The sequence below is a fragment of the Amycolatopsis sp. NPDC049691 genome (assembly GCF_040675005.1).
Lineage (GTDB): Bacteria > Actinomycetota > Actinomycetes > Mycobacteriales > Pseudonocardiaceae > Amycolatopsis.
This window is the reverse complement of sequence record NZ_JBFANX010000038.1, coordinates 18,756-38,214: the sequence shown is the minus strand read 5'-3', so window position 1 is coordinate 38,214 and position 19,459 is coordinate 18,756. Positions and strand designations below refer to the sequence as shown.

At 73.4% G+C, this 19,459-nt stretch carries 18 protein-coding genes; 10 read left to right on the top strand and 8 right to left on the bottom strand.

Going from position 1 to position 19,459, the window contains the following annotated elements; all coding sequences use genetic code 11:
* Positions 1-2 precede the first annotated feature (2 nt).
* The gene (locus AB0J40_RS46055) at positions 3-1,484 is read right to left on the bottom strand and encodes a cobyric acid synthase (RefSeq protein ID WP_364466772.1); all 1,482 of its coding nucleotides are present in this window, start codon (positions 1,482-1,484) and stop codon (positions 3-5) included.
* Positions 1,481-2,542, bottom strand: coding sequence for a cobalamin biosynthesis protein (locus tag AB0J40_RS46050; protein ID WP_364466794.1), 1,062 nt, complete (start codon positions 2,540-2,542; stop codon positions 1,481-1,483). Before AB0J40_RS46050 ends, AB0J40_RS46055 begins: the two co-directional genes overlap by 4 nt.
* Before the next feature lie 36 nt (positions 2,543-2,578).
* On the opposite strand from AB0J40_RS46050, the gene AB0J40_RS46045 reads away from it, so the two are divergent.
* From AB0J40_RS46045 to AB0J40_RS46030, 4 genes are read left to right on the top strand one after another with little or no spacing between them, the layout of a single operon-like run.
* On the top strand, positions 2,579-3,217 hold the full coding sequence (locus AB0J40_RS46045; RefSeq protein WP_364466770.1) for a bifunctional adenosylcobinamide kinase/adenosylcobinamide-phosphate guanylyltransferase: 639 nt from the start codon (positions 2,579-2,581) through the stop codon (positions 3,215-3,217).
* 13 nt (positions 3,218-3,230) lie between these two features.
* Positions 3,231-4,244: a nicotinate-nucleotide--dimethylbenzimidazole phosphoribosyltransferase gene (gene cobT / locus AB0J40_RS46040; protein WP_364466768.1), complete on the top strand. Its 1,014-nt coding sequence runs from the start codon at positions 3,231-3,233 to the stop codon at positions 4,242-4,244.
* Positions 4,245-4,267: 23 nt separating this feature from the next.
* A complete protein-coding gene (locus AB0J40_RS46035; protein ID WP_364466792.1) occupies positions 4,268-4,981 on the top strand; it encodes an adenosylcobinamide-GDP ribazoletransferase in 714 nt (237 codons plus the stop codon).
* A gap of 32 nt (positions 4,982-5,013) precedes the next feature.
* The gene (locus tag AB0J40_RS46030) at positions 5,014-5,700 is read left to right on the top strand and encodes a YafY family protein (RefSeq protein ID WP_364466766.1); all 687 of its coding nucleotides are present in this window, start codon (positions 5,014-5,016) and stop codon (positions 5,698-5,700) included.
* Here the strand turns inward: AB0J40_RS46030 and AB0J40_RS46025 are convergent.
* The 5 genes from AB0J40_RS46025 to AB0J40_RS46005 form a co-directional block, all read right to left on the bottom strand.
* Positions 5,684-6,040: a VOC family protein gene (locus tag AB0J40_RS46025; RefSeq protein ID WP_364466764.1), complete on the bottom strand. Its 357-nt coding sequence runs from the start codon at positions 6,038-6,040 to the stop codon at positions 5,684-5,686. The two genes, AB0J40_RS46030 and AB0J40_RS46025, sit on opposite strands and share 17 nt — an antisense overlap.
* An 81-nt stretch (positions 6,041-6,121) precedes the next feature.
* Positions 6,122-7,138: an Rv2231c family pyridoxal phosphate-dependent protein CobC gene (gene cobC, locus AB0J40_RS46020; protein WP_364466762.1), complete on the bottom strand. Its 1,017-nt coding sequence runs from the start codon at positions 7,136-7,138 to the stop codon at positions 6,122-6,124.
* Entirely contained in the window at positions 7,131-8,462 is a 1,332-nt protein-coding gene (locus AB0J40_RS46015) for a cobyrinate a,c-diamide synthase (protein ID WP_364466760.1), read from the bottom strand. Before AB0J40_RS46015 ends, cobC begins: the two co-directional genes overlap by 8 nt.
* The gene (gene cobO / locus AB0J40_RS46010) at positions 8,456-9,070 is read right to left on the bottom strand and encodes a cob(I)yrinic acid a,c-diamide adenosyltransferase (protein WP_364466758.1); all 615 of its coding nucleotides are present in this window, start codon (positions 9,068-9,070) and stop codon (positions 8,456-8,458) included. Before cobO ends, AB0J40_RS46015 begins: the two co-directional genes overlap by 7 nt.
* Positions 9,070-11,013, bottom strand: a complete 1,944-nt coding sequence (locus AB0J40_RS46005; protein WP_364466756.1) for a putative cobaltochelatase — start codon at positions 11,011-11,013, stop codon at positions 9,070-9,072. Before AB0J40_RS46005 ends, cobO begins: the two co-directional genes overlap by 1 nt.
* A 68-nt stretch (positions 11,014-11,081) precedes the next feature.
* On the opposite strand from AB0J40_RS46005, the gene cbiE reads away from it, so the two are divergent.
* The 6 genes from cbiE to AB0J40_RS45975 are packed head-to-tail and all read left to right on the top strand — an operon-like array spanning position 11,082 to position 18,487.
* Positions 11,082-12,233 carry a precorrin-6y C5,15-methyltransferase (decarboxylating) subunit CbiE gene (gene cbiE / locus AB0J40_RS46000; protein WP_364466754.1) on the top strand — a complete coding sequence of 384 codons (1,152 nt, stop codon included), beginning with the start codon at positions 11,082-11,084 and terminating at the stop codon, positions 12,231-12,233.
* Positions 12,230-12,991 carry a precorrin-4 C(11)-methyltransferase gene (cobM, locus tag AB0J40_RS45995; RefSeq protein ID WP_364466752.1) on the top strand — a complete coding sequence of 254 codons (762 nt, stop codon included), beginning with the start codon at positions 12,230-12,232 and terminating at the stop codon, positions 12,989-12,991. Before cbiE ends, cobM begins: the two co-directional genes overlap by 4 nt.
* A complete protein-coding gene (locus AB0J40_RS45990) occupies positions 12,988-14,004 on the top strand; it encodes a Gfo/Idh/MocA family oxidoreductase (protein WP_364466750.1) in 1,017 nt (338 codons plus the stop codon). Before cobM ends, AB0J40_RS45990 begins: the two co-directional genes overlap by 4 nt.
* On the top strand, positions 14,001-14,720 hold the full coding sequence (locus AB0J40_RS45985) for a cobalt-precorrin-6A reductase (protein WP_364466749.1): 720 nt from the start codon (positions 14,001-14,003) through the stop codon (positions 14,718-14,720). The genes AB0J40_RS45990 and AB0J40_RS45985 overlap by 4 nt, the downstream gene beginning before the upstream one ends.
* Positions 14,717-15,376: a 5,6-dimethylbenzimidazole synthase gene (gene bluB / locus AB0J40_RS45980; protein WP_364466747.1), complete on the top strand. Its 660-nt coding sequence runs from the start codon at positions 14,717-14,719 to the stop codon at positions 15,374-15,376. Before AB0J40_RS45985 ends, bluB begins: the two co-directional genes overlap by 4 nt.
* An 18-nt stretch (positions 15,377-15,394) precedes the next feature.
* Positions 15,395-18,487, top strand: coding sequence for an arabinosyltransferase domain-containing protein (locus AB0J40_RS45975; RefSeq protein ID WP_364466745.1), 3,093 nt, complete (start codon positions 15,395-15,397; stop codon positions 18,485-18,487).
* Between the two features lies 1 nt (position 18,488).
* On the opposite strand, the gene AB0J40_RS45970 is transcribed toward AB0J40_RS45975, so the two are convergent.
* A complete protein-coding gene (locus AB0J40_RS45970; RefSeq protein WP_364466743.1) occupies positions 18,489-19,241 on the bottom strand; it encodes a GNAT family N-acetyltransferase in 753 nt (250 codons plus the stop codon).
* Positions 19,242-19,459: the final 218 nt, after the last annotated feature.

Genomic DNA, 19,459 nt, shown 5'->3' with positions numbered 1-19,459 from the left:
GGCTAAGGCGCGCCGGGCGGGACGAACGGCAGGTCCGGCGGCGCGCCCAGGTCCAGCAGGGTGCGCAACGCCGCCGTGTCCAGGTGCTCGTCGACCGCGTCCGCGAGCTTCTCCAGCATCTCTTCGCGCAGGTCGGCGAAGCCGGGGGCGTCCGGCACCGGCGTCCACTCGACGCCGGCCTGGGCCGCCGCTTCCGTGAGCCACGCGCGGCGGAAGGCGTCGTTCTCGAAGGCTCCGTGCCACATCGTGCCCCAGACCGCGCCGTCGCGGACTCCGTCCAGAAAGGACTCCAGGGCCGCTCGGGTCGTCACCGAGCCGTGGTGGATTTCGTACGCCTCGACGGGGGCGCCGCGCCAGGTTCCCGTCGGGCGGGCGAGCACCTTCTCCTCGGCGAACGTCACGCGGGCCGGCAGCAGGCCGAGGCCGGGCACCTCGCCCGCGCCGGACTCGACGTCGTCCACAATGGACTCGGCGAGCATCTGGTAGCCGCCGCAGATGCCGAGCACCGGCCGGCCGGCGGCGGCGCGGGCCGCGACCGCCGTGTCGAGGCCGCGGTCGCGCAGCCAGGCGAGGTCGGTGACGGTGGCGCGCGACCCGGGCAGCACGACGACGTCGGCGTCCGCGACGACGTCCGGGTCGGCGGTGAGCGTGACGGTGACACCGGGTTCGGCGGCGAGCGCGTCGACGTCGGTGGCGTTGGACGCGCGCGGGAACCGGACGACGGCCACCCGCAGGCCGCGGCCGTGGGCCTCCCGGCGCCAGCCCGCGGCGGCGAGGGCGTCTTCGGAGTCGATCCAGACGCGGTCGAGCCACGGGAGCACGCCCAGCACCGGCCGTCCGGTGACCTTCTCGAGGCTGTCGAGGCCGGGCCGCAGCAGGCCGACGTCGCCGCGGAACTTGTTGACCACCCAGCCGGCGACGAGCGCCTGGTCTTCGGCCGACAGCAGGGCGAGGGTGCCGAACATGGCCGCGAGGACACCGCCGCGATCGATGTCGCCGACGACGAGCACCGGCAGCCCGAACCGCCGCGCGAGCCCCATGTTGACGTAGTCCCCACCGCGCAGGTTGATCTCGGCGGGGCTCCCGGCGCCTTCGCAGACGACGACGTCATAGCGGTCGTGAAGGTCCCGAAAGGCATCGAAGGCGATCTCGGCCAGCCCGGCGCGCCCAGTGGCGTACTCACCGGCTTCGAGGGTGCCGAAGGGCTTCCCGAGCGCGACGACGTGACTGCGCCGATCGCTGCCGGGCTTGAGCAGGACGGGGTTCATGGCGGCTTCGGGTTCGACGCGGGCGGCCCGAGCCTGCAGCCACTGGGCGCGCCCGATTTCGGCGCCGTCGGCGCAGACCATGGAGTTGTTGGACATGTTCTGCGCTTTGAAGGGCGCGACGCGCACCCCGCGGCGGGCCAGCCACCGGCAGACGCCGGCGGTGACGAGGCTCTTGCCGGCGTCGGAGGTGGTGCCGGCGATCAGGAGGCCGCTCATCGCACGCTCCGCGCTTTGTCCACAGCCCGCACCGCGCCGGCGAAGTTGTCCACAGATCGCCGAACGGCCCTTCCCCGGCGCATCCTGCCGATAGACTGGACAGGGGCCGCCCCCCAGGGAGTGGCGGGGGCTGCGACGGCGGCGGCGATGGCTGCTGCGGATGCTCCGACCAGGCGCGACAACCGGACCGCGCGGCGGAGGTCGACCGGTTCCGGGTCTCGTCCCTCCCCCAGCCGCGCGCGGCTCTCCACTTCGCCGCCGTAGCTGTTCGTTCCGCCCAACCTGATGTCCAGTGCTCCGGCGAACGCCGCTTCGACCTGGCCCGCGTTGGGGCTCGGGTGGTGGCTGCCGTCGCGGTGCCAGATTCGCCATGCCTCGCGTGCGCGGCCGCCTGTCAGCGGGGCGCACAACCCCGTGAGTGCCGCGCCGATCCGTGACGGCAGCAGGTTGGCCACGTCGTCGGCGCGGGCCGTGGCCCAGCCGAACCGGCGGTACCGCGGTGACCGGTAGCCGACCATCGCGTCCAGTGTGTTCAGCGCCCGGTACCCGAGCAGGCCCGGCAGTCCGGCGACCGCGCCCCAGAACAACGGTGCGACCACCGCGTCCGACGTGTTCTCGGCGATCGACTCCGTCGCCGCGCGGGTGAGCTCGGCGGAGTCGAGCGCCGTCGCGTCGCGTGCGCAGAGGTGCGAAAGCCGCGTGCGCGCCGAAGGCACGTCGCCAGCTTCGAGCAGCCTGGCCATTTCGGCGCCTTCGGTGGCGAGGCCGCGTCCGCCGAGTACGACCCACGTACACACGGCCGTGAGCGAGAAGCGTGCGAAGGGGCTTCGCCGCGTCGCCGTCTGAAGGGCGACTCCGAGGCCGATGGCGCCGAAGGAGCACAGGCCCGCGTACACGGCTCCGCGCGGCTTCGAGTCCGCCCAGACGAGACGTTCCAGGCGCGCGGCCGCGGAGCCGAACAGTGCGACGGGGTGCCCCCGTCGGGGGTCGCCGAACAGGGTGTCGGCGACATATCCGGTAACGAGTCCGGCAGCGGTTGTCCCTAGACGGAGTGGCACGTGGCGCACGGTAGCGCGTGCACCACAATGCCGGGTATGACTGCGCCCACCGCCTCCGCGGGGAAGAAGACGTCGGCGAGGCTGACGGCCCGCCTCGCGGGCTACCTCGAGACCCTGGCACGCGCCCTCCGCCGGTACGGCCGCGACGAAGGCAAGGTGCTGGTCCTCGGCGGCGTCCGCTCGGGGAAGTCGCGGCACGCCGAACGGCTCGTCGCCGGCCACCCGCACCTCGTCTACGTCGCGCCCGGCCTGCCCGCCGGCGAGGACGACCCGGAATGGGCCGCGCGGGTGGCCGCGCACCAGGCGCGGCGGCCGTCGCACTGGAAGACCGTCGAGACCACCGACCTCGCGGGCACCCTCCGGAAGGCGACCGAGCCGCTGCTCATCGACTGCCTCGGCACCTGGCTGTCCCGCGTGCTGGACGACGTCGGTGCGTGGAAGCAGAAGCCGGGCTGGGAACACCGGCTGGACGACCGGCTCGAGGACTTCCTCGCCGCCTGGGCCGCGGCGCGGGTGCCGGTGGTCGCGGTCAGCAACGAGGTCGGCAGCGGTGTGGTGCCCGCAACGTCGTCCGGACGGCTGTTCCGTGATGTGCTGGGCGCACTCAACAACCGGGTGTCCGCCGACGCCGACCGGGTCGTGCTGGTCGTCGCGGGCCGGGCGCTCGACCTGTAGCCAGGAGGCGCCCGTGTTCGACGTTCCCGTTCCCGACCCCGCCGCCCGCGCCGCCGCGCAGGAGCGGCTCGACGGCCTGGTCAAGCCGCTCGGCGCGCTCGGCAGGCTGGAGGAGATCGCCGCCTGGCTGGCGGCGGCGCACGGGAGCGTGCCGCCGCGCCCGCTGGACGACGTCCGGGTGGTCGTCTTCGCGGGCGACCACGGCGTGTCGGCGCTGTCGGCGTACCCACGCGAGGTGACCGCGGCGATGGTGCGGGTGTTCCTGGCGGGCAAGAGCGGCGTCAACGTGCTGGCCGCGCAGGTCGGCGCGAAGGTGCGCGTGGCCGACCTGGGCGTCGACTGGGACGGCACGGACGTACCGCCCGAGGTCACGGCGCACAAGATCCGCCGCGGTTCGGGCTCGATCGACGTCGAGGACGCCCTGCTGCCGGGTGAGGCGCGGGCGGCGTTCGAGGCCGGCCGGGCGATCGCCCGCGAGGAAGCGGACGCGGACGTGCTGATCCCCGGCGACATGGGGATCGGCAACACGGCGATGTGCGCGGCCCTGGTGGCGGCCTCGCTGGGGCTGCCGGCCGCCGAGGTGGTCGGCACGGGCACCGGGGTCGACGCGGACGGCCTCGAGCGCAAGACAGCGGCGGTCGCGGCCGCGCTGACGCGGACGGCGGGCCGCACGGAGGACCCGTTCGACCGGCTGACGGCGCTGGGCAGCGCGTGCGTCGCGGCGACGGCCGGCTTCCTGGTCGAGGCGGCGGTGCTGGGGATCCCGGTGCTGCTGGACGGGGTGTTCTCCGGCGCTGCGGCCCTGGTCGCGCGGGACATCGCGCCGGGCGCGGAGCAGTGGTGGCTGGCCGGGCACCGGTCGACCGAGCCTTCGCAGGCGTTCGCGCTCAAGGCGCTCGGGCTGGAGCCGATCCTGGACTTCGGGCTGCGGCTCGGCGAAGGCAGTGGCGCGGTGCAGGCGGTACCGACACTTCGCGCGGCGCGCGCGATCTTGGCGGACATGGGTCTGCTGGCCGACTTGACGTGAGCCGCTGGACCGACTCCGCGCGGATGGCCGTCGGGACGTTGACCACCGTTCCCGTCCCGGCGCCCCGCGTCATCGACCGGCGCGTTGCCGGGGGTGCCATGCTGCTCGCTCCCCTGGCCGCCCTTCCGCTCGCCGTCGCCGCCGGGCTCGTCGTCGCCGCCGGGCAGGCCGCTCACCTTCCTCCTCTCGCCATTGCCGCCCTCGCCGTCGGGGCCGTCGCGCTCGGCAGCCGCGGGCTGCACCTCGACGGGCTCGCCGACACCGCCGACGGCCTCGGTGCTTCCTACGACCGCGCAAAGGCCCTCGACGTCATGCGCCGCGGGGACTCCGGGCCCACCGGGGTCGCGACGCTCGTGGTCGTCCTGCTCGTCCAGGTCGGCGCGCTGACCGCCGCCGGGCCGGTCACCGCGGCCGCCGGCGTCCTCGTCGGGCGCTGCACCCTCTCGATGTCCTGCGCGCGGGGCGTCCCGTCCGCCCGGCCCGAGGGGCTTGGTGCCACCGTCGCCGGCTCGGTTCCGAAGACGGCCGCCGTCGCCATCGGCGTCGCCGCCGCCGGGCTCGCCACCTTGCTGCCCGGGCTGCCGTGGTGGCGCGGCCCCCTTTCCGTGGTCCTCGCCTACGCCGTCGCCGGAGCGCTCCTGTGGCGGTGCACCAGGCGCCTCGGCGGTGTCACCGGCGACGTCCTCGGCGCCGGTGTCGAAGTCGCCGTCGCGGCCGCCCTGCTCGCGCTCGCCTGAAACTGTCGTACCCCCTTCCTAGAGTGCGACCCGTGAACCGAACCGATCGGCTGTACGCGCTCGTCGAAGAACTCCGTGCTGTCGCCCCTCGCCCGCGCAGCGCGCGCTGGCTCGCGTCCCGGTTCGAGGTGAGCGTCCGCACCGTCGAACGGGACATCGGCGCGCTGCAGCAGTCCGGCGTGCCCATCTACGCCGAGACCGGCCGCACCGGCGGGTACTGCCTCGACAAGGCGCACACGATGCCGCCGGTCAACCTGACGCCCGGCGAGGCCGTCGCCATGGCGCTCGCGCTGAGGCACCTCGACGGCACCCCCTTCCGGGCGGACGGGCAGTCGGCGCTGCGCAAGCTCGTCGCGGCGATGCGGCGGGAGGACGTCGAGGCCGCGCAGAACCTCGCCACCTGTGTCCACCTGCTCGGCAGTGGTCCCATCCCGCCGATGCCGCCCGTGCTCGGCGTCCGCCGCGTCCTGCGCCTGCGCTACACCGACCGCTCGGGCGCCGCCACCCGGCGGGACGTCGAGCCGCTCGGCTACGTCGGCAAGCCCGAGCACTGGTACCTCATCGCCTGGTGCCGGCTGCGCCGGGAGATCCGGGCGTTCCGCACCGACCGCATCGCCTCCTTCACCGTGCTGGCCGAGGTGCCGCCGCTGCGCCGGCTGCGGCCCGAAGACCTCAACATCCCCTACGGCGACGTCGAACAGCTCACTTTGGCGGGGTGAACACCGAGAAGTGGTTGCCGGCCGGGTCGAGCACGTGCGCGAACGTCACGCCGACCGGGTTGACCGTCGGTGGCCGCTGCACCCGCCCGCCGGCTTTCTCCACTTCGCGGCAGGTGGCGTCGACGTCCTCGACCAGGACGGTGAAGATCGCGTAGTTCTCCTTGCCCGTGAACAGGCCGCCGCGCGAGCCGCCGGTGTCGATGACGCGGTAGGCGGTGTCGGTGCTCGCCGCGTCGTCCTGCGCGACCTTCCAGCCGAAGACGTCGCCGTAGAACCGCTCGGCGGCCGCCGGGTCGTCGGTGCCGATCTCGAACCAGGCCACGTCGTTGAATCCGGGCATGTCGTTCCTTCCGCTGCCACGCCGGGCGTTTCCCGGCTGTGTCCACTTTCGGCCGCGGTAACGACAACCCCCTGTCGGTGTTTACAAAAGTTTCCGCAACGCGGTCAGGAACGCGTCCGTCGTCGCGCGATCGCGGACCGCCAGGCGCAAGTGGTCCGGGCCGAGGCCGGGGAACGTGTCCCCTCGCCGCACCGCGTAGCCCGCTTCGCGCAGACGCGCACGCAGAGAAGCTCCATCGGGGACGCGCACCAGCACGAACGGGCCGCGCGGGTCACCCAGCACCGGCACGCCCGCCGCCGACAAACCGGACACCAGGTACTCGCGGTCCGATTCCGCCGCGATCGCCAGCTTCTCCGCTTCCTCCAGGGCGGCCGGGCGGCAGCACGCCACCGTCGCCACCCCGGCCAGCGTGGACACCGACCACGGCACCTGCACCGCCCGGAGCCGCTCGACGACGTCCGCCGGAGCGAGCACGTAGCCCGCCCGCAGGCCCGCCAGTCCCCACGTCTTCGTCAGGCTGCGCAGCACGACGACGCCCGAGAAGCCGGACGCCAGGCTCTCGGCCTCGCCCGGGATCGCGTCCAGGAACGCCTCGTCGACCACGAGCAGCCGCCCGGGCCTCGCCAGGGAAAGCAGCGCGGACGCCGGGTGCAGGACCGACGTCGGGTTCGTCGGATTGCCGACGAACACCAGGTCGGCGTCGGCCGGGACCAGCGCCGGGTCCAGCACGAAACCGTCCGCTTCGGACAGGATCACCCGCGAGACCGGGTGACCCGCCGCCCGCAATGCCGCTTCGGGCTCGGTGAACTGGGGGTGCACGACGACGGCGTGCCGTGGCCGGAAAGCCGAAGCCAGCAGCGTGAACGCCTCCGCCGCACCCGAGGTGACCAGGACTTCCGAAGGCAGCCGGCCATGACGGACGGCGACAGTGGCCACGGCATCCACAGTGGACGGATAAGCCGCGAGGGAGTCCAAAGCGGACGCCAGTTCGGCCCGCAGCCAGGCGGGCGGCCGCGGCAGCCGGACGTTGACGGCGAGGTCGATCAGCCCCGGCCCGACCTCGCGATCACCGTGGTGGTGCAGGTCGTAGTCAGGCATGGGCCCGGACCCGCGCCGCGAACCGGTGGGCCAGCTCGGGATACCCCGCCCAGTGGACGTGCAGGTAGGACGCGTGCAGCGTCGGCGACGCGAAGCCGTCCAGCTGCCGGTCCCAGCCCCACGCCGCCGAAGTCCCGTGCGACGGCGTCACTTCGGTGCGGTGGAACTCGTGCCCGGTGACGCGCTGCCCGGCCGGCGCCAGGAGGTTGTCCTCGACGGCGACCGCGCGCCGGTAGCCGAGCTTGCCGCGCGCGGTCATCTTCGCGTCCGCGGGAACCGCGCCGACCATCGGCACGCCGTCCAGCGACTGGCACAGGTACAGCAGGCCCGCGCACTCCGCGCTCACCGGCATCCCGCGGGCGATGGCCGAAGCGACTTCGCGCCGCAACGGCGTGTTCGCCGACAGCTCCGCCGCGTGCACCTCGGGGAACCCGCCCCCGAAGTACAGCCCGGCGCACCCGTCGGGCAACGCCGTGTCCCGCAAGGGATCGATGTCGACCACGTCGACGCCGCAGGCCGCCAGCAGCTCGACGTTCTCGGTGTACCGGAAGGTGAACGCCGGTCCACCGGCGGCCGCGACCGTCACGCGTGGACCGTCCACACCGGACGGTTCCCAGGCCGGCGCGGAAAGCGGCGGCGCCGCGGATGCGATCCGGACGATCGCTTCCAGGTCGACCCCGTCGGAAACCCACGCGGCCAGCGCCGGCAGCACGTGCCGCGCTTCGGCCGCCCGCTCCGCCGCCGGGACGAGCCCCAGGTGCCGGCTCGGCGCGTGGATCTCCTCGTTGCGGTACAACGCTCCCAGCAGCGGGACGCCGGTGGCCTCCAGCGCGGACGCGATCTCGTCGAGGTGCCGCTGCGAGCCCAGCTTGTTGAGGATCACCCCGGCGAGCCGGACGCGGTTGTCGTAGTGGGCGAACCCGAGCACGGTCGCCGCGACGCTGCGAGAGGCCGCCGACGCGTCCACGACGAGCACCACCGGCGCGTCCAGCAGCCGGGCCACGTGCGCGGTCGAGGCATAGCCCTCGGTGCCGAGAGCGCCGTCGAACAGGCCCATCACGCCTTCGATGACGGCGATGTCCGCACCCGAGGAACCGTGGCGCAGCAACGGGATCAACGCGTCTTCGCCCTGCAGGAACGGGTCCAGGTTCCGCGCCGGCCGCCCCGTCGCGAGCGCGTGGTAGCTCGGGTCGATGAAGTCGGGGCCGACCTTGTGCCCGGAGACGCGGTGGCCGGCCGCGCGCAGCGCCGCCATCAGCCCCGCGGCGACGGTCGTCTTGCCGTGCCCGGACCCGGGCGCGGCGACGACCACGCGCGCTACCACTCGATCCCCCGCTGGCCCTTCTGGCCGGCGTCCATCGGGTGCTTGACCTTGGTCATCTCGGCGACCAGGTCGGCGGCCTCGACCAGCTCCGGCGGCGCGTACCGGCCGGTGATGACGACGTGCTGGTGCCCGGGCCTGTCGACCAAAGTGGACACGACGTCGTCGACGTCGAGCCAGCCCCACTTGAGCAGGTAGGAAAACTCGTCGAGAACGTAGAAGTCGTGCGCTTCGGCAGCGAGGCGGCGCTTGATCTCGGCCCAGCCCTCACGGGCATTCGAGGCGTGGTCCTCTTCGGAGCCGGACTTGCGTGCCCAGCTCCAGCCCTCGCCCATCTTGTGCCACTCGACCGGCCCGCCCTGGCCGGTGTCGTCGTGCAGCTTCCCCAACGCCTTGAACGCGGCTTCCTCGCCGACGCGCCACTTCGCCGACTTGACGAACTGGAACACGCCGATCGACCAGCCCTGGTTCCACGCCCGCAGCGCCATCCCGAACGCGGCGGTCGACTTGCCCTTCATCTCGCCGGTGTGGACGGCGAGCAGCGGCCGGTTGCGGCGCTGGCGCGTGGTCAGGCCGTCTGCCGGCACCACCGACGGTTTTCCCTGCGGCATCAGGCGGCCTTTCCGGTCCGGGCGCGGACGGCGCTCGCCAGCGATTCGGCGGCGACGTCGGCCAGCGGCACGTGCTCCGCGCCGAGGTGGGCGGCCAGGTCGGCGGCCAGGCCGAGCCGCATCTTGCCGCTTTCGCAGTCCATGACGACGGTCGTGACGCCGGTCAGCAGTCCGGCCGCGGCCTGGGCGCGGGCGACGGCGTCGGGCCCGCTGGTGGCGCGGCCGTCGGTGACGACGACCAGCAGCGGACGGCGCCGCGGGTCGCGGATCTCCTCGACGCGCAGCACCCGCGCGGCCTCCAGGAGCCCTTCCGCGAGCGGAGTCCGGCCGCCGGTCGGGAGGCCTTCGAGGCGGGACGCGGCCGCGTCGACGCTGATCGTCGGCGGCAACGCGAGTTCGGCCGCGTTGCCGCGAAATGTGACGAGCCCGACCTTGTCGCGCCGCTGGTAGGCGTCGAGCAGCAGCGAGAGCACCGCGGACTTGACCTCGCGCATGCGGGCCTTCGCGCCCATCGAGCCGGACGCGTCGACGCAGAACAGCACGAGGTTGCCTTCGCGGCCTTCGCGCAGCGCGTACCGCAGGTCCTCCGGGCGCAGCTTGAGCGCGGCGCCGTCGCGGCCGCGAGACTTCTGGTGCGGTGCTGCGGCTTTCACGGTCGCGACCAGGTGCGGCCGCCCGTCGCGGACGCTCGGCGGCTGGACGCCGATGGTGCGGCCGCTGTCGGTGATCGCGCGCGACCGGCGGCCGCGCTCGCCTTCGCCCATGCCCTTGACGCGGAAGACGCGGGCCTTGAACGTTTCGCCGGCGCCGACGGTCTTCTGCTGCCCGCCACCGTTCTGTTGCCGGGGCTGGGGTGCGTCTCCCTGGGGGACTTCCGGCGGGGCTTCCTCCGGCGTCGAGCCCGAACCTGGGCCGTCGTCCTCGGGGCCCGGGTCCGGTTGCGCGTCTTGGAGGGCCTGTTCCAGCTGCTCTTCGGAGATTCCCGGGGCGTCGAACGGGTTGCGGCGGCGCCGGTGCGGCAGCGCGAGCCGCGCGGCGACTCGGACGTCGTCGGTGGTCACCTCGTCGCGGCCGGCCCAGGCCGCGTGCGCGACGGCCGCGCGCGCGGTGACGATGTCCGCGCGCATGCCGTCGACCTCGAAGGACGCGCAGATCTCGGCGATCTGGCGCAAGGCGTCGTCGGGCAGTTTCACCGCCGGCAGAAGCCGTTGCGCCGCTTCGATGTCCGCGGCGAGCTTCGCGTCTTCGTCGGCGTACTGCGCGGCGAAGGCGTCAGGATCCGCTTCGTAGGCGAGGCGGCGCCGGACGACCTCGACGCGCTGCTCCGGGTCGCGGCTGGAGGCGACCTCGACGGTCAGCCCGAACCGGTCCAGCAGCTGCGGCCGCAGCTCGCCCTCCTCGGGGTTCATGGTGCCGATCAGGACGAACCGGGCCGCGTGCGACACCGAGACGCCCTCGCGTTCGACGGTCGCGCGGCCCATCGCGGCGGCGTCGAGCAGGGTGTCGACGAGGTGGTCGTGGAGCAGGTTGACCTCGTCGACGTAGAGCAGGCCGCGGTGCGCGGCGGCCAGCAGGCCGGGCTGGAAGTCCGTGACGCCTTCGGCGAGCGCGCGTTCGAGGTGCAGCGAGCCGATGACGCGGTCTTCGGCGGCGCCGACCGGCAGCTCGACCAGCTTCGCCGGCCGGCGGTGGCTCGTCGCGCCGTCGTGCGGGCCGTCCGGGCAGAGCGGGTCGGGAGCCGCGGGATCACAGGAAAAGCGGCAGCCGTCCACGACGTCCACACCCGGCAGCAGGCCCGCGAGCGCGCGGACCATGGTCGACTTCGCCGTGCCCTTCTCGCCCCGCACCAGCACGCCGCCGACCGCGGGGGAGATCGAGGAGAGGACCAGCGCCAGGCGCAGGTCCGGCAGCCCGACGACGGCGGTGAACGGGTACGGCTTCAACAGCACTCCTCCAGCTCGGCGACCGGCCGATCATCGCACAGCGCCCGGCTCGCTTAGGGTGGGAAATCGTGCGCGAAAAATCACGGTTGACGGTGGTGGGGATCGGGGCGGACGGGTGGGCCGGCCTGTCCGAGCAAGCCCAGGCCCTGGTGCTCGGCGCCGACGTCGTGATCGGGGCGCCGCGGCAGCTGGAGTACCTGCCGGAGGACGTCCCGTCCGAACCGTGGCCGTCGCCGCTGCTGCCCGGGCTCGACGCGCTCATCGCGGAGCACGAAGGACAGCGGATCTGCGTCCTCGCCAGCGGTGATCCGTTTTTGTCGGGGGTCGGCACTACCCTCGTGGCACATGGATACGAAGTCGAGGCGCTGCCCGCGCTCTCGTCGGTGACACTGGCCCGGGCCCGGCTGGGCTGGTCCGCCGAGGAGACCGAGGTGGTGACCCTCGTCGGCCGGTCGTCGGCCCGCGTCGCCCGGGTGCTGGCGCCGGGGCGGCGGGTGCTGGTCCTGGGTGCCGACGCGGCGGCGCTGCGCTCGCTGCTGACCGTGCGCGGGTACGGCGAGAGCGAGCTGTTCGCGCTGGAGAACCTGGGCGGGCCCGACGAGCGCATCTCCGACGGCTGGTCGGGCGAACCCGGCCCGCTGACGGTGTTCGCGCTGGCGTGCGCGGGTCCGGCGCTGCCGTTGATCGGCGTCCCGGACGACGTGTACTCCCACGACGGCCAGCTGACCAAGCGCGACCTGCGGGTGTCGGCGCTGGCCCGGCTCGCGCCGAGCCCCGGCGAGCTGCTGTGGGACGTCGGGGCGGGCGCGGGCAGCGTCGGCATCGAGTGGTCGCGCCTGCACGGGCTGAACCGCGCGATCGCGATCGAGCGCGACCCCACCCGGGCGGAGCGGATCGGGCGGAACGCGCTCGACCTGGGCGTACCGGAGCTGGAGGTGGTGACGGGCGAGGCACCGGACGCGCTGAGCGCGCTGCCGGCGCCGGACGCGGTGTTCATCGGCGGCGGGGTGACGGTGCCGGGCGTCCTCGACGCGTGCCTGGCGACGGAGGCGCGGGTGGTCGCGCACGGAGTGACGTTGGAGGCGGAGCAGGTGCTGGCGCGGGCGTATGCGCAGTACGGCGGTGAGCTGGTGCGGATCGGGGTGGAACGGGCCGGGACGCTCGGCGGCTTCACCGGGTGGACGCCGGCTCGCGTCGTGACGCAGTGGAGCAGCCGATGACCGTGCACTTCGTCGGGGCCGGCCCCGGTGCCGCCGACCTCATCACCGTGCGGGGCCGGGACCTGCTCGCCCGCTGCGACGTCTGCCTCTACCCGGGCAGCATGACCCCGCCCGACCTCCTCGCGTACTGCGCGCCCGGCACGGCACTGGTCGACACCGCGAACCTCAGCCTCGACCAGATCGTCGACAAGCTGGCCGAAGCGCACGAAGCCGGCCACGAGGTCGTCCGGCTGACCTCCGGCGATCCCTCGCTCTACAGCGCCGTCGCCGAGCAGATGCGCCGCCTGGACGCGCGGAACGTGCCCTACGACGTCGTCCCCGGGGTGCCCGCCTTCGCCGCGTCCGCGGCCGCGCTGAAGCGGGAGCTCACCGTGCCCGAAGTCGGGCAGAGCCTGGTGATCACGCGGGTCCAGGCGCGGTCCACCAAGATGCCACCCAAGGAAACCCTCGCCGCCTTCGCCGCGACCGAGGCCACCCTCGCGCTGCACCTCGCGGTCAACCACGTCGAGCGCGTCGCCGAAGAGCTGGTTCCCCACTACGGCGCGGACTGCCCGATCGCCGTGGTCGCGCTCGCGACCCAGCCCGGCGAGACCGTCGCGCGCGGGGTGCTCGGCGAACTGCCGAAACTCGTCCGGGAAGCCGGGATGACCCGGGCCGCCACGATCTTCGTCGGCCGGGTGCTCGCCGCGGCGAACTTCCCCGACAGCTTCCTCTATTCCAGTGCCCGTGACCGGGCGAACCAACCGGAGTCGTTGTGACCGAACTGCGTTGGGGCCTGCTGGCCGCCGGGACCATCGCCGCCCACTTCGCCGCGGGCGTCGACGAAAGCAAGCACGGCACGCTCGCCGCCGTCGCGGCCAGGGACGGCGGCCGCGCCCGCGAGTTCGCCACCCGCTTCGAAATCCCCAAGGCCTACGGCAGCTACGAAGACCTCCTCGCCGACCCGGACGTCGACGCCGTGTACGTCTCGACGCCGCACGCGCTGCACAAGCAGTGGGCCATCGCCGCGGCCGAAGCGGGCAAGCACGTGCTGTGCGAGAAGCCGCTGACGCTCACCGCCGCCGACGCCGAAGAGGTCATCACCGCCGCGCGCAAGAACGACGTCTTCCTCATGGAGGCGTTCATGTACCGCCTGCACCCGCAGACGCGGCGGCTCGTCGAGCTCATCGCGAGCGGCGCGATCGGCGAGGTCCGCGCGGTCGACACGACGTTCTCCTTCGACAGCAACCCCGAGGAGACCGCGCGCCTGTCCGACCCCGCGCTCGGCGGCGGCGGGATCCTGGACGTCGGCTGCTACTGCACGTCGCTGGCGCGACTGGTCGCCCAGGCCGCCACCGGGCGGGACGTCGTCGAGCCCACCGAGGTCAGCGGGATGGCGAAGCTCTCGGACGCCGGCGTCGACGAGTACGCCACCGGCCTGCTGCGCCTCCCCGGCGACATCCTCGCGACGATCTCCTGCGGCATCCGGCTCACCCGCGAGGACGGCATCCGCGTCTACGGCTCGCGCGGGCAGCTCTACGTGCCGCGACCCGCCTGGATCCACCCACTGCGCAAGCCCGGCGTCTCGCAGATCGTCCTCACCCCGGCCGAGGGCGAACCGGAGGTCATCGACGTCGAAGCGACGCAGGGCGTCTTCGCGCGCGAAGCCGACCACGTCGCCGCGCACGTCGGCGACCGGCAGGCACCGGAGCTGACCTGGGCGGAGACCCTGGCCAACATGCGCACCCTCGACCGGTGGCGCGAGGCCGTCGGCTACGGACGTCCGCGGTGATCCTGATCCTCGGGGGCACCGGCGAAGCGCGGAACCTCGCCGAAGAACTCGTCAAAAGCGACGTCCGGGTCGTGTCTTCTCTGGCCGGACGCGTCGCGCGGCCACGGCTTCCGGCCGGCGAAGTGCGCGTCGGCGGCTTCGGCGGCCCGGACGGGCTCGCGGCGTGGCTGCGCGAGAACGACGTGACGGCCGTCGTGGACGCGACGCACCCCTTCGCCGAACGCATCGGCGCGAACGCGGCGAAAGCGGCCGAACGCACCGGAATCCCCCTCCTCCGGCTCGCCAGGCCGGGCTGGGAACCCGGCGAAGACGACGTCTGGCACTGGGCGGACGACCTCGAAGACGCCGCGAAGAAGCTGCCCGGCCTCGGCGAGCGCGTCTTCCTCACCAGCGGCCGCCAGGGCCTGCCCGCCTTCGCGCACCTCGACGACCTGTGGTTCCTGATCCGCTGCGTCGACCCGCCGCAGCCGCCGCTGCCGCGGCACCACGAGCTGATCCTCGCCCGCGGCCCGTACGAAGTGGCCGCCGAACGCGAGCTGCTCGAGCGGGTCGACGTCCTGGTCACCAAGGACTCCGGCGGCCCGCAGACCGAAGCGAAGCTGACCGCGGCCCGTGAGCTCGGCAAGCCCGTCCTCGTGGTCCGGCGGCCGCCGAGACCGCGCACGGAGACCGCCGAAACCGTGGCCGAAGCCGTCGAATGGGTGCGCGACCGATGATCGAAGAGTTCTACGAAGTCCTCCGCAAGCGCCGGGACGTGCGCGGCGAGTTCACCGGCGAGCCGATCCCGGACGCGACGCTCACCCGGATCCTCGAGGCCGCGCACGCCGCGCCGAGCGTCGGGCTCACCCAGCCGTGGGACTTCGTGCTGGTCGACGACCCCGCGACGCGCGAGACGTTCGCGAAGCACGTCCACGAGGAGCGCGAGGTCTTCGCCGCGCAGCTCGACGACGACCGCGCGAGCACCTTCGCGAACATCAAGATCGAGGGCATCCTCGAGTCGAGCCTCGGCGTCGTCGTCACCTACGACCCGGCACGCGGCGCGCCCGACGTCCTCGGCCGGCACGCCATCGCCGACGCCGGCCTGTACTCGGTGTGCCTGGCGATCCAGAACCTCTGGCTCGCCGCGACCGCCGAGGGCCTCGGCGTCGGCTGGGTCAGCTTCTACCGCGAGCCGTTCCTGAGCGAGCTGCTCGGCATCCCCGGCGGCATCCGGCCGGTCGCGTGGCTGTGCGTCGGGCCGGTCAGCAGGCTGGAAACCGTGCCCGACCTGGAGCGCCACGGCTGGCGCAGCCGCCGTCCCCTGACCGAGGCCCTGCACCACGGCCGCTTCACACCGCGTGACCCGGGGGTTGCGTCAGCCGCCGACCTCTGACCCGTTAGCGTTGCGCCGATGCGTCTGATTGCCGTAGCGCTGGGGTTGCTCTCGGCCTTGTGCGCGCTGGCTTTCCCCTTCCTGCCGGTGGTGCAGGACACGGCGGAGGTCGTCTGGCCCACCGGCAGCGACACCCGCTCCGTCAACGCGCCCTTGACCGGGTACTGGGCCCAGGACCTGCGCGCCGAGCTGCCGTGCGCGGCCATCCGCTCGGTCGACGCCCGCACGAACGGGCCGGGCCTGCTGTTCGCCACCGTGCCGGACGGCCGCACCGACCCGAACGCCGGCAAGGGCGTCGGCCTCCAGCTGCGCGTCGACAACGGCGTGCTGTTCGCCTCCAGCCAGGGCCAGCAGATCGCCCAGCAGCCGCTGCCCGCCGAGAAGTGCGACGTCGAGCTGGACGTCGACGCGACGCAGATGACCCTGGCCGTGGCCGGGACGCCGATCTTCCACGCGAACGGCGACGTCCGGCCCCGCGTGGTCGGCATCTACTCCTCGATCAACTCGAGCAAGGACCCGATCGCCGGCCTGCACGTCTCGGTCGTGCCGGACACCCGCTACCAGACGTCGCCGACCGCGCTGAAGATCACCGTCGGCGTGCTCGCCGTGCTGTCGCTGATCGGCTGCATGATCGCGGTCTGGCGCCGCGACTCCGGCTTCGCCCGGCGCGCGCCGCGCTGGGCGCCGGTCGGCTGGTGGCGGCTGACGCTGCGGGACGTCACGGTGATCGCCGCGCTCGGCGCGTGGGTCTTCATCGGGCCGGTGACCTCGGACGACGGCTACATCCTGACGATGGCCCGGGTCACCGAGCAGACCGGGTTCCTGACGAACTACCACCGCTGGTTCGGCGTCGCCGAAGCGCCGTTCGGCTGGTTCTACCACGTCTACGAGCTGATGACGCACGTCAGCACGGTGCCGCCGTGGATCCGGCTGCCGTCGTTCCTGCTCGGCGTGCTCAGCTGGCTGCTGATCAGCCGCGAGGTGATGCCGCGGCTGGGCAGCCAGATCCGCACCAGCCGCCCGGCCAGCTGGGCCGCCGCGACGGTGTTCCTGATCTGGTGGATGCCCTACAACAACGGCGTCCGCCCGGAACCGGTGGCCGCGCTCGGCTCGCTGCTGGCGATCTGCGCGGTCGAGCGCACGCTGGTGACGCGGCGGCTGCTGCCGCTGTGCCTCGGCCTGACCGCGGCCGGGTTCACCCTCGCCGCGACGCCGACCGGGCTGATCGCCGTGGCGCCGTTCCTGGTCGCCGCGCGCCCCCTGTTCAAGCTGATCCGCCAGCGCGCGAACGAGAACGGCTGGATCCCGGTGCTCGCGCCGATCGCCGCGGCCGGGTTGCTCGTGCTGGTCGTCGTGTTCGCCGACCAGACGTTCGCGACCGTCCAGGAGGCGACCCGGATCCGCACCCAGGTGGGCCCGAACCTGTCGTGGTTCCAGGAGCTGGCCCGCTACCAGCTGCTGTTCGAAAGCCTGCCGGACGGCTCGGCGCCGCGCCGGTTCCCGGTGCTGCTGGTCGTGCTCTGCACGGCCACCTGCCTGGTGGTGCTGCTGCGCCGCGGTCGCATCCCCGGCGCGTCGCTCGGCCCCGCCCGCCGCCTGATCGGCACGACGGCGCTGTTCTTCCTGCTGCTGGCCCTGACGCCGACGAAGTGGACGCACCACTTCGGCGCGTTCGCCGCGGTCGGCGCGTCGATGGCGGCGCTGGCCGCGCTCGCGACGAGTTCGACGGTGCTGCGGTCGAAACGCAACCGCGCGGCCTTCCTCTCGGCGCTGCTGGTGGTCGCCGCGCTCGCCGCGACCGGGCCGAACACCTACTGGTTCGTCTCGCGCCTCGGCGTCCAGTGGACGAACGTGGCGCCGTCGATCGGCGGGATCCCGCTGTCGACGATCCTGCTGGTGGCGGCCGCGGTCGCCGGGATCTACGCGTTCGTCGAGAACGTCCGCGCGCACCGGCCGGGGCTGCCGGCCCAGTCCCAGGAAGGCCGGCTGCGCGCGCTGCGGCTCGGGTCGCTGTCGCTGGTGGTGGTCTGCGGCCTGGTGGCGGCGGGCGAGTTCGTCACGATGGCGTGGGCAATCCACAACCAGTCCGGCAGCTACAGCCTCGGCGCGGCCAACATCGGGCACCTGTTCGGCAAGAGCTGCAACCTGTCCGACCACGTGATGGTCGAGCGCGACGCGGCGACGAGCATCCTGCGCCCGCAGTCCGAGCAGCGGACGGTCGCGGAGAAGCCGAAGGAGACCGAGTCCCCGCTGCCGAACCCGGACCAGGACAACGGCCGCGTCCAGACCGGCTTCCACACCCGCGCGGTCGACGACAAGGACCCCCTGGCCGAGCCGCCGCACGGGTTCACCCCGGAGACCGTGCCGATGTGGTCGAGCTACCTCGACCCGGAGACGCGCGCGGGCCGCCTGCGCAGCGACTGGTACGCGCTGACGGAGAAGCCGGCGGACGGCCAGATCGTGGTGGCGACGGCGGGCGCGGCCCGCCGCCCGACGTCGGTGAGCCTCGACTACGGCGTCAACACGCCGGAGGGCGTGAAGATCCTGCGCAGCCAGTTCATGCTCCCCCCGGGCTCGGGCACGGGCGGCTGGAACGACACGCGCATCAACCTGCGCGACCTGCCGCCGGAGACGAACGCGGTCCGCATCAACATCGTCGACAACGACCTGACGGAGGACGGCTGGATCGCGGCCTCGGCCCCGCGCGTCCCGACGTTCACGACGCTGACGGACAAGATCGGCTCGAAGCCGGTGTACGTCGACTGGCCGGCGTCGTTCGTGTACCCGTGCGTCCAGCCGGTGACGTCCCACGACGGGATCTCGCAGGTCCCGGAGTACCGCATCACGGCGGGCGGCCTGGCGGACGAGGCGCAGTGGGCGTCGTCGACGAACGGCGGGCCGATCGGGTGGCTGGAGGAGCTGGCCGAGGAGCCGGAGGTGCCGAGCTACCTGATCGGGCAGCCGAGCCAGTCGTGGGGCCAGCTGCTGCAGATCGAGCCGTTCACCGAGGGCATCGCGCCGACCGTCGTGCACGGGGAGAAGACCGTGCCGGGGTGGTGGTCGCCGGGACCGGGGCCGAGCCAGCCCAACGGCAAGGACCCGACGCGCTGAGTCACGGCCTGCGCCACGCCGTCCGGCGGTGGAGGTCGAAGCCGGTCCGGCTGAGGTTGACCGCGCTCGCCGAATCGGGGCGGGCCGTGGCCACCGCCAGGGTGCAGCCCGCCGAGGCCGCCGCGTCGAGGCGTCGGTGCAGCAGCTCGCGCTGGGCGCCGTGGCCCCGGTGGGCGGGCAGGGTCGACGCGGCTCCGAGGACGGCGACGTCGCCGTGGATCGTCATGCCCGCCGCGGCGATCGGGACCTCCTCGGCCACCGCGAGGAACCGCCGGATCGCCGGGGCCCGGTGCTCCGCCGCCATGAACCGGGTGACCACCCCGTGCGCCCCGAAGCCCGCCAGCAGGACGCTCACGAACACGTCGACGTCGATCGCCTCCGGGGGCGTCGCAACGGGCCGCGGCTCCAGGCGCTTGACGGCCAGGAGGCGGTCCCGCGCCCGCACCAGCCCGGCCGCCGGCAGCTCGGCGAACTCGGCCGACACCACGATCGCCGGCTTGACGCCCGCCCAGACCGGGGCGTCGAGCAGGGCGATCGCCGCCGGGACCGTCTCGCGCGTCACGCCGGACACCGTGGCCAGGAAACCCAGTGCCGGGTCCGTCGCCACCGCCGCCAGAACCCCGGCCCGCTCCCACACGCGGAACCGACCCGGCACTCCGGCGTGTTCGGCGACGCCGCAGGCCAACGCGGTCCGACGGTGCAGTGCCCGTTCCGCTCTGGCCACTTCGGACGCCAAGGCCCCGCCTGCTCGCACGGGAGCACCGTATCGGTACCGCCGACCGGGCAAGCGCGATCACCCGGATACCGCAGGCGGCTCTACTCTCAGTGGCCCAAATCGATATTCGCGAGTTAACACGAATAATGCGTGAAAAAGGCACCGCCCGAAATATCCGATACCCGCATCGACTCGATCACGAAACTGGTCACCTCCGATTTCCGGAACTATTTTTCCCTTCGCCCCTCCACCGTCGC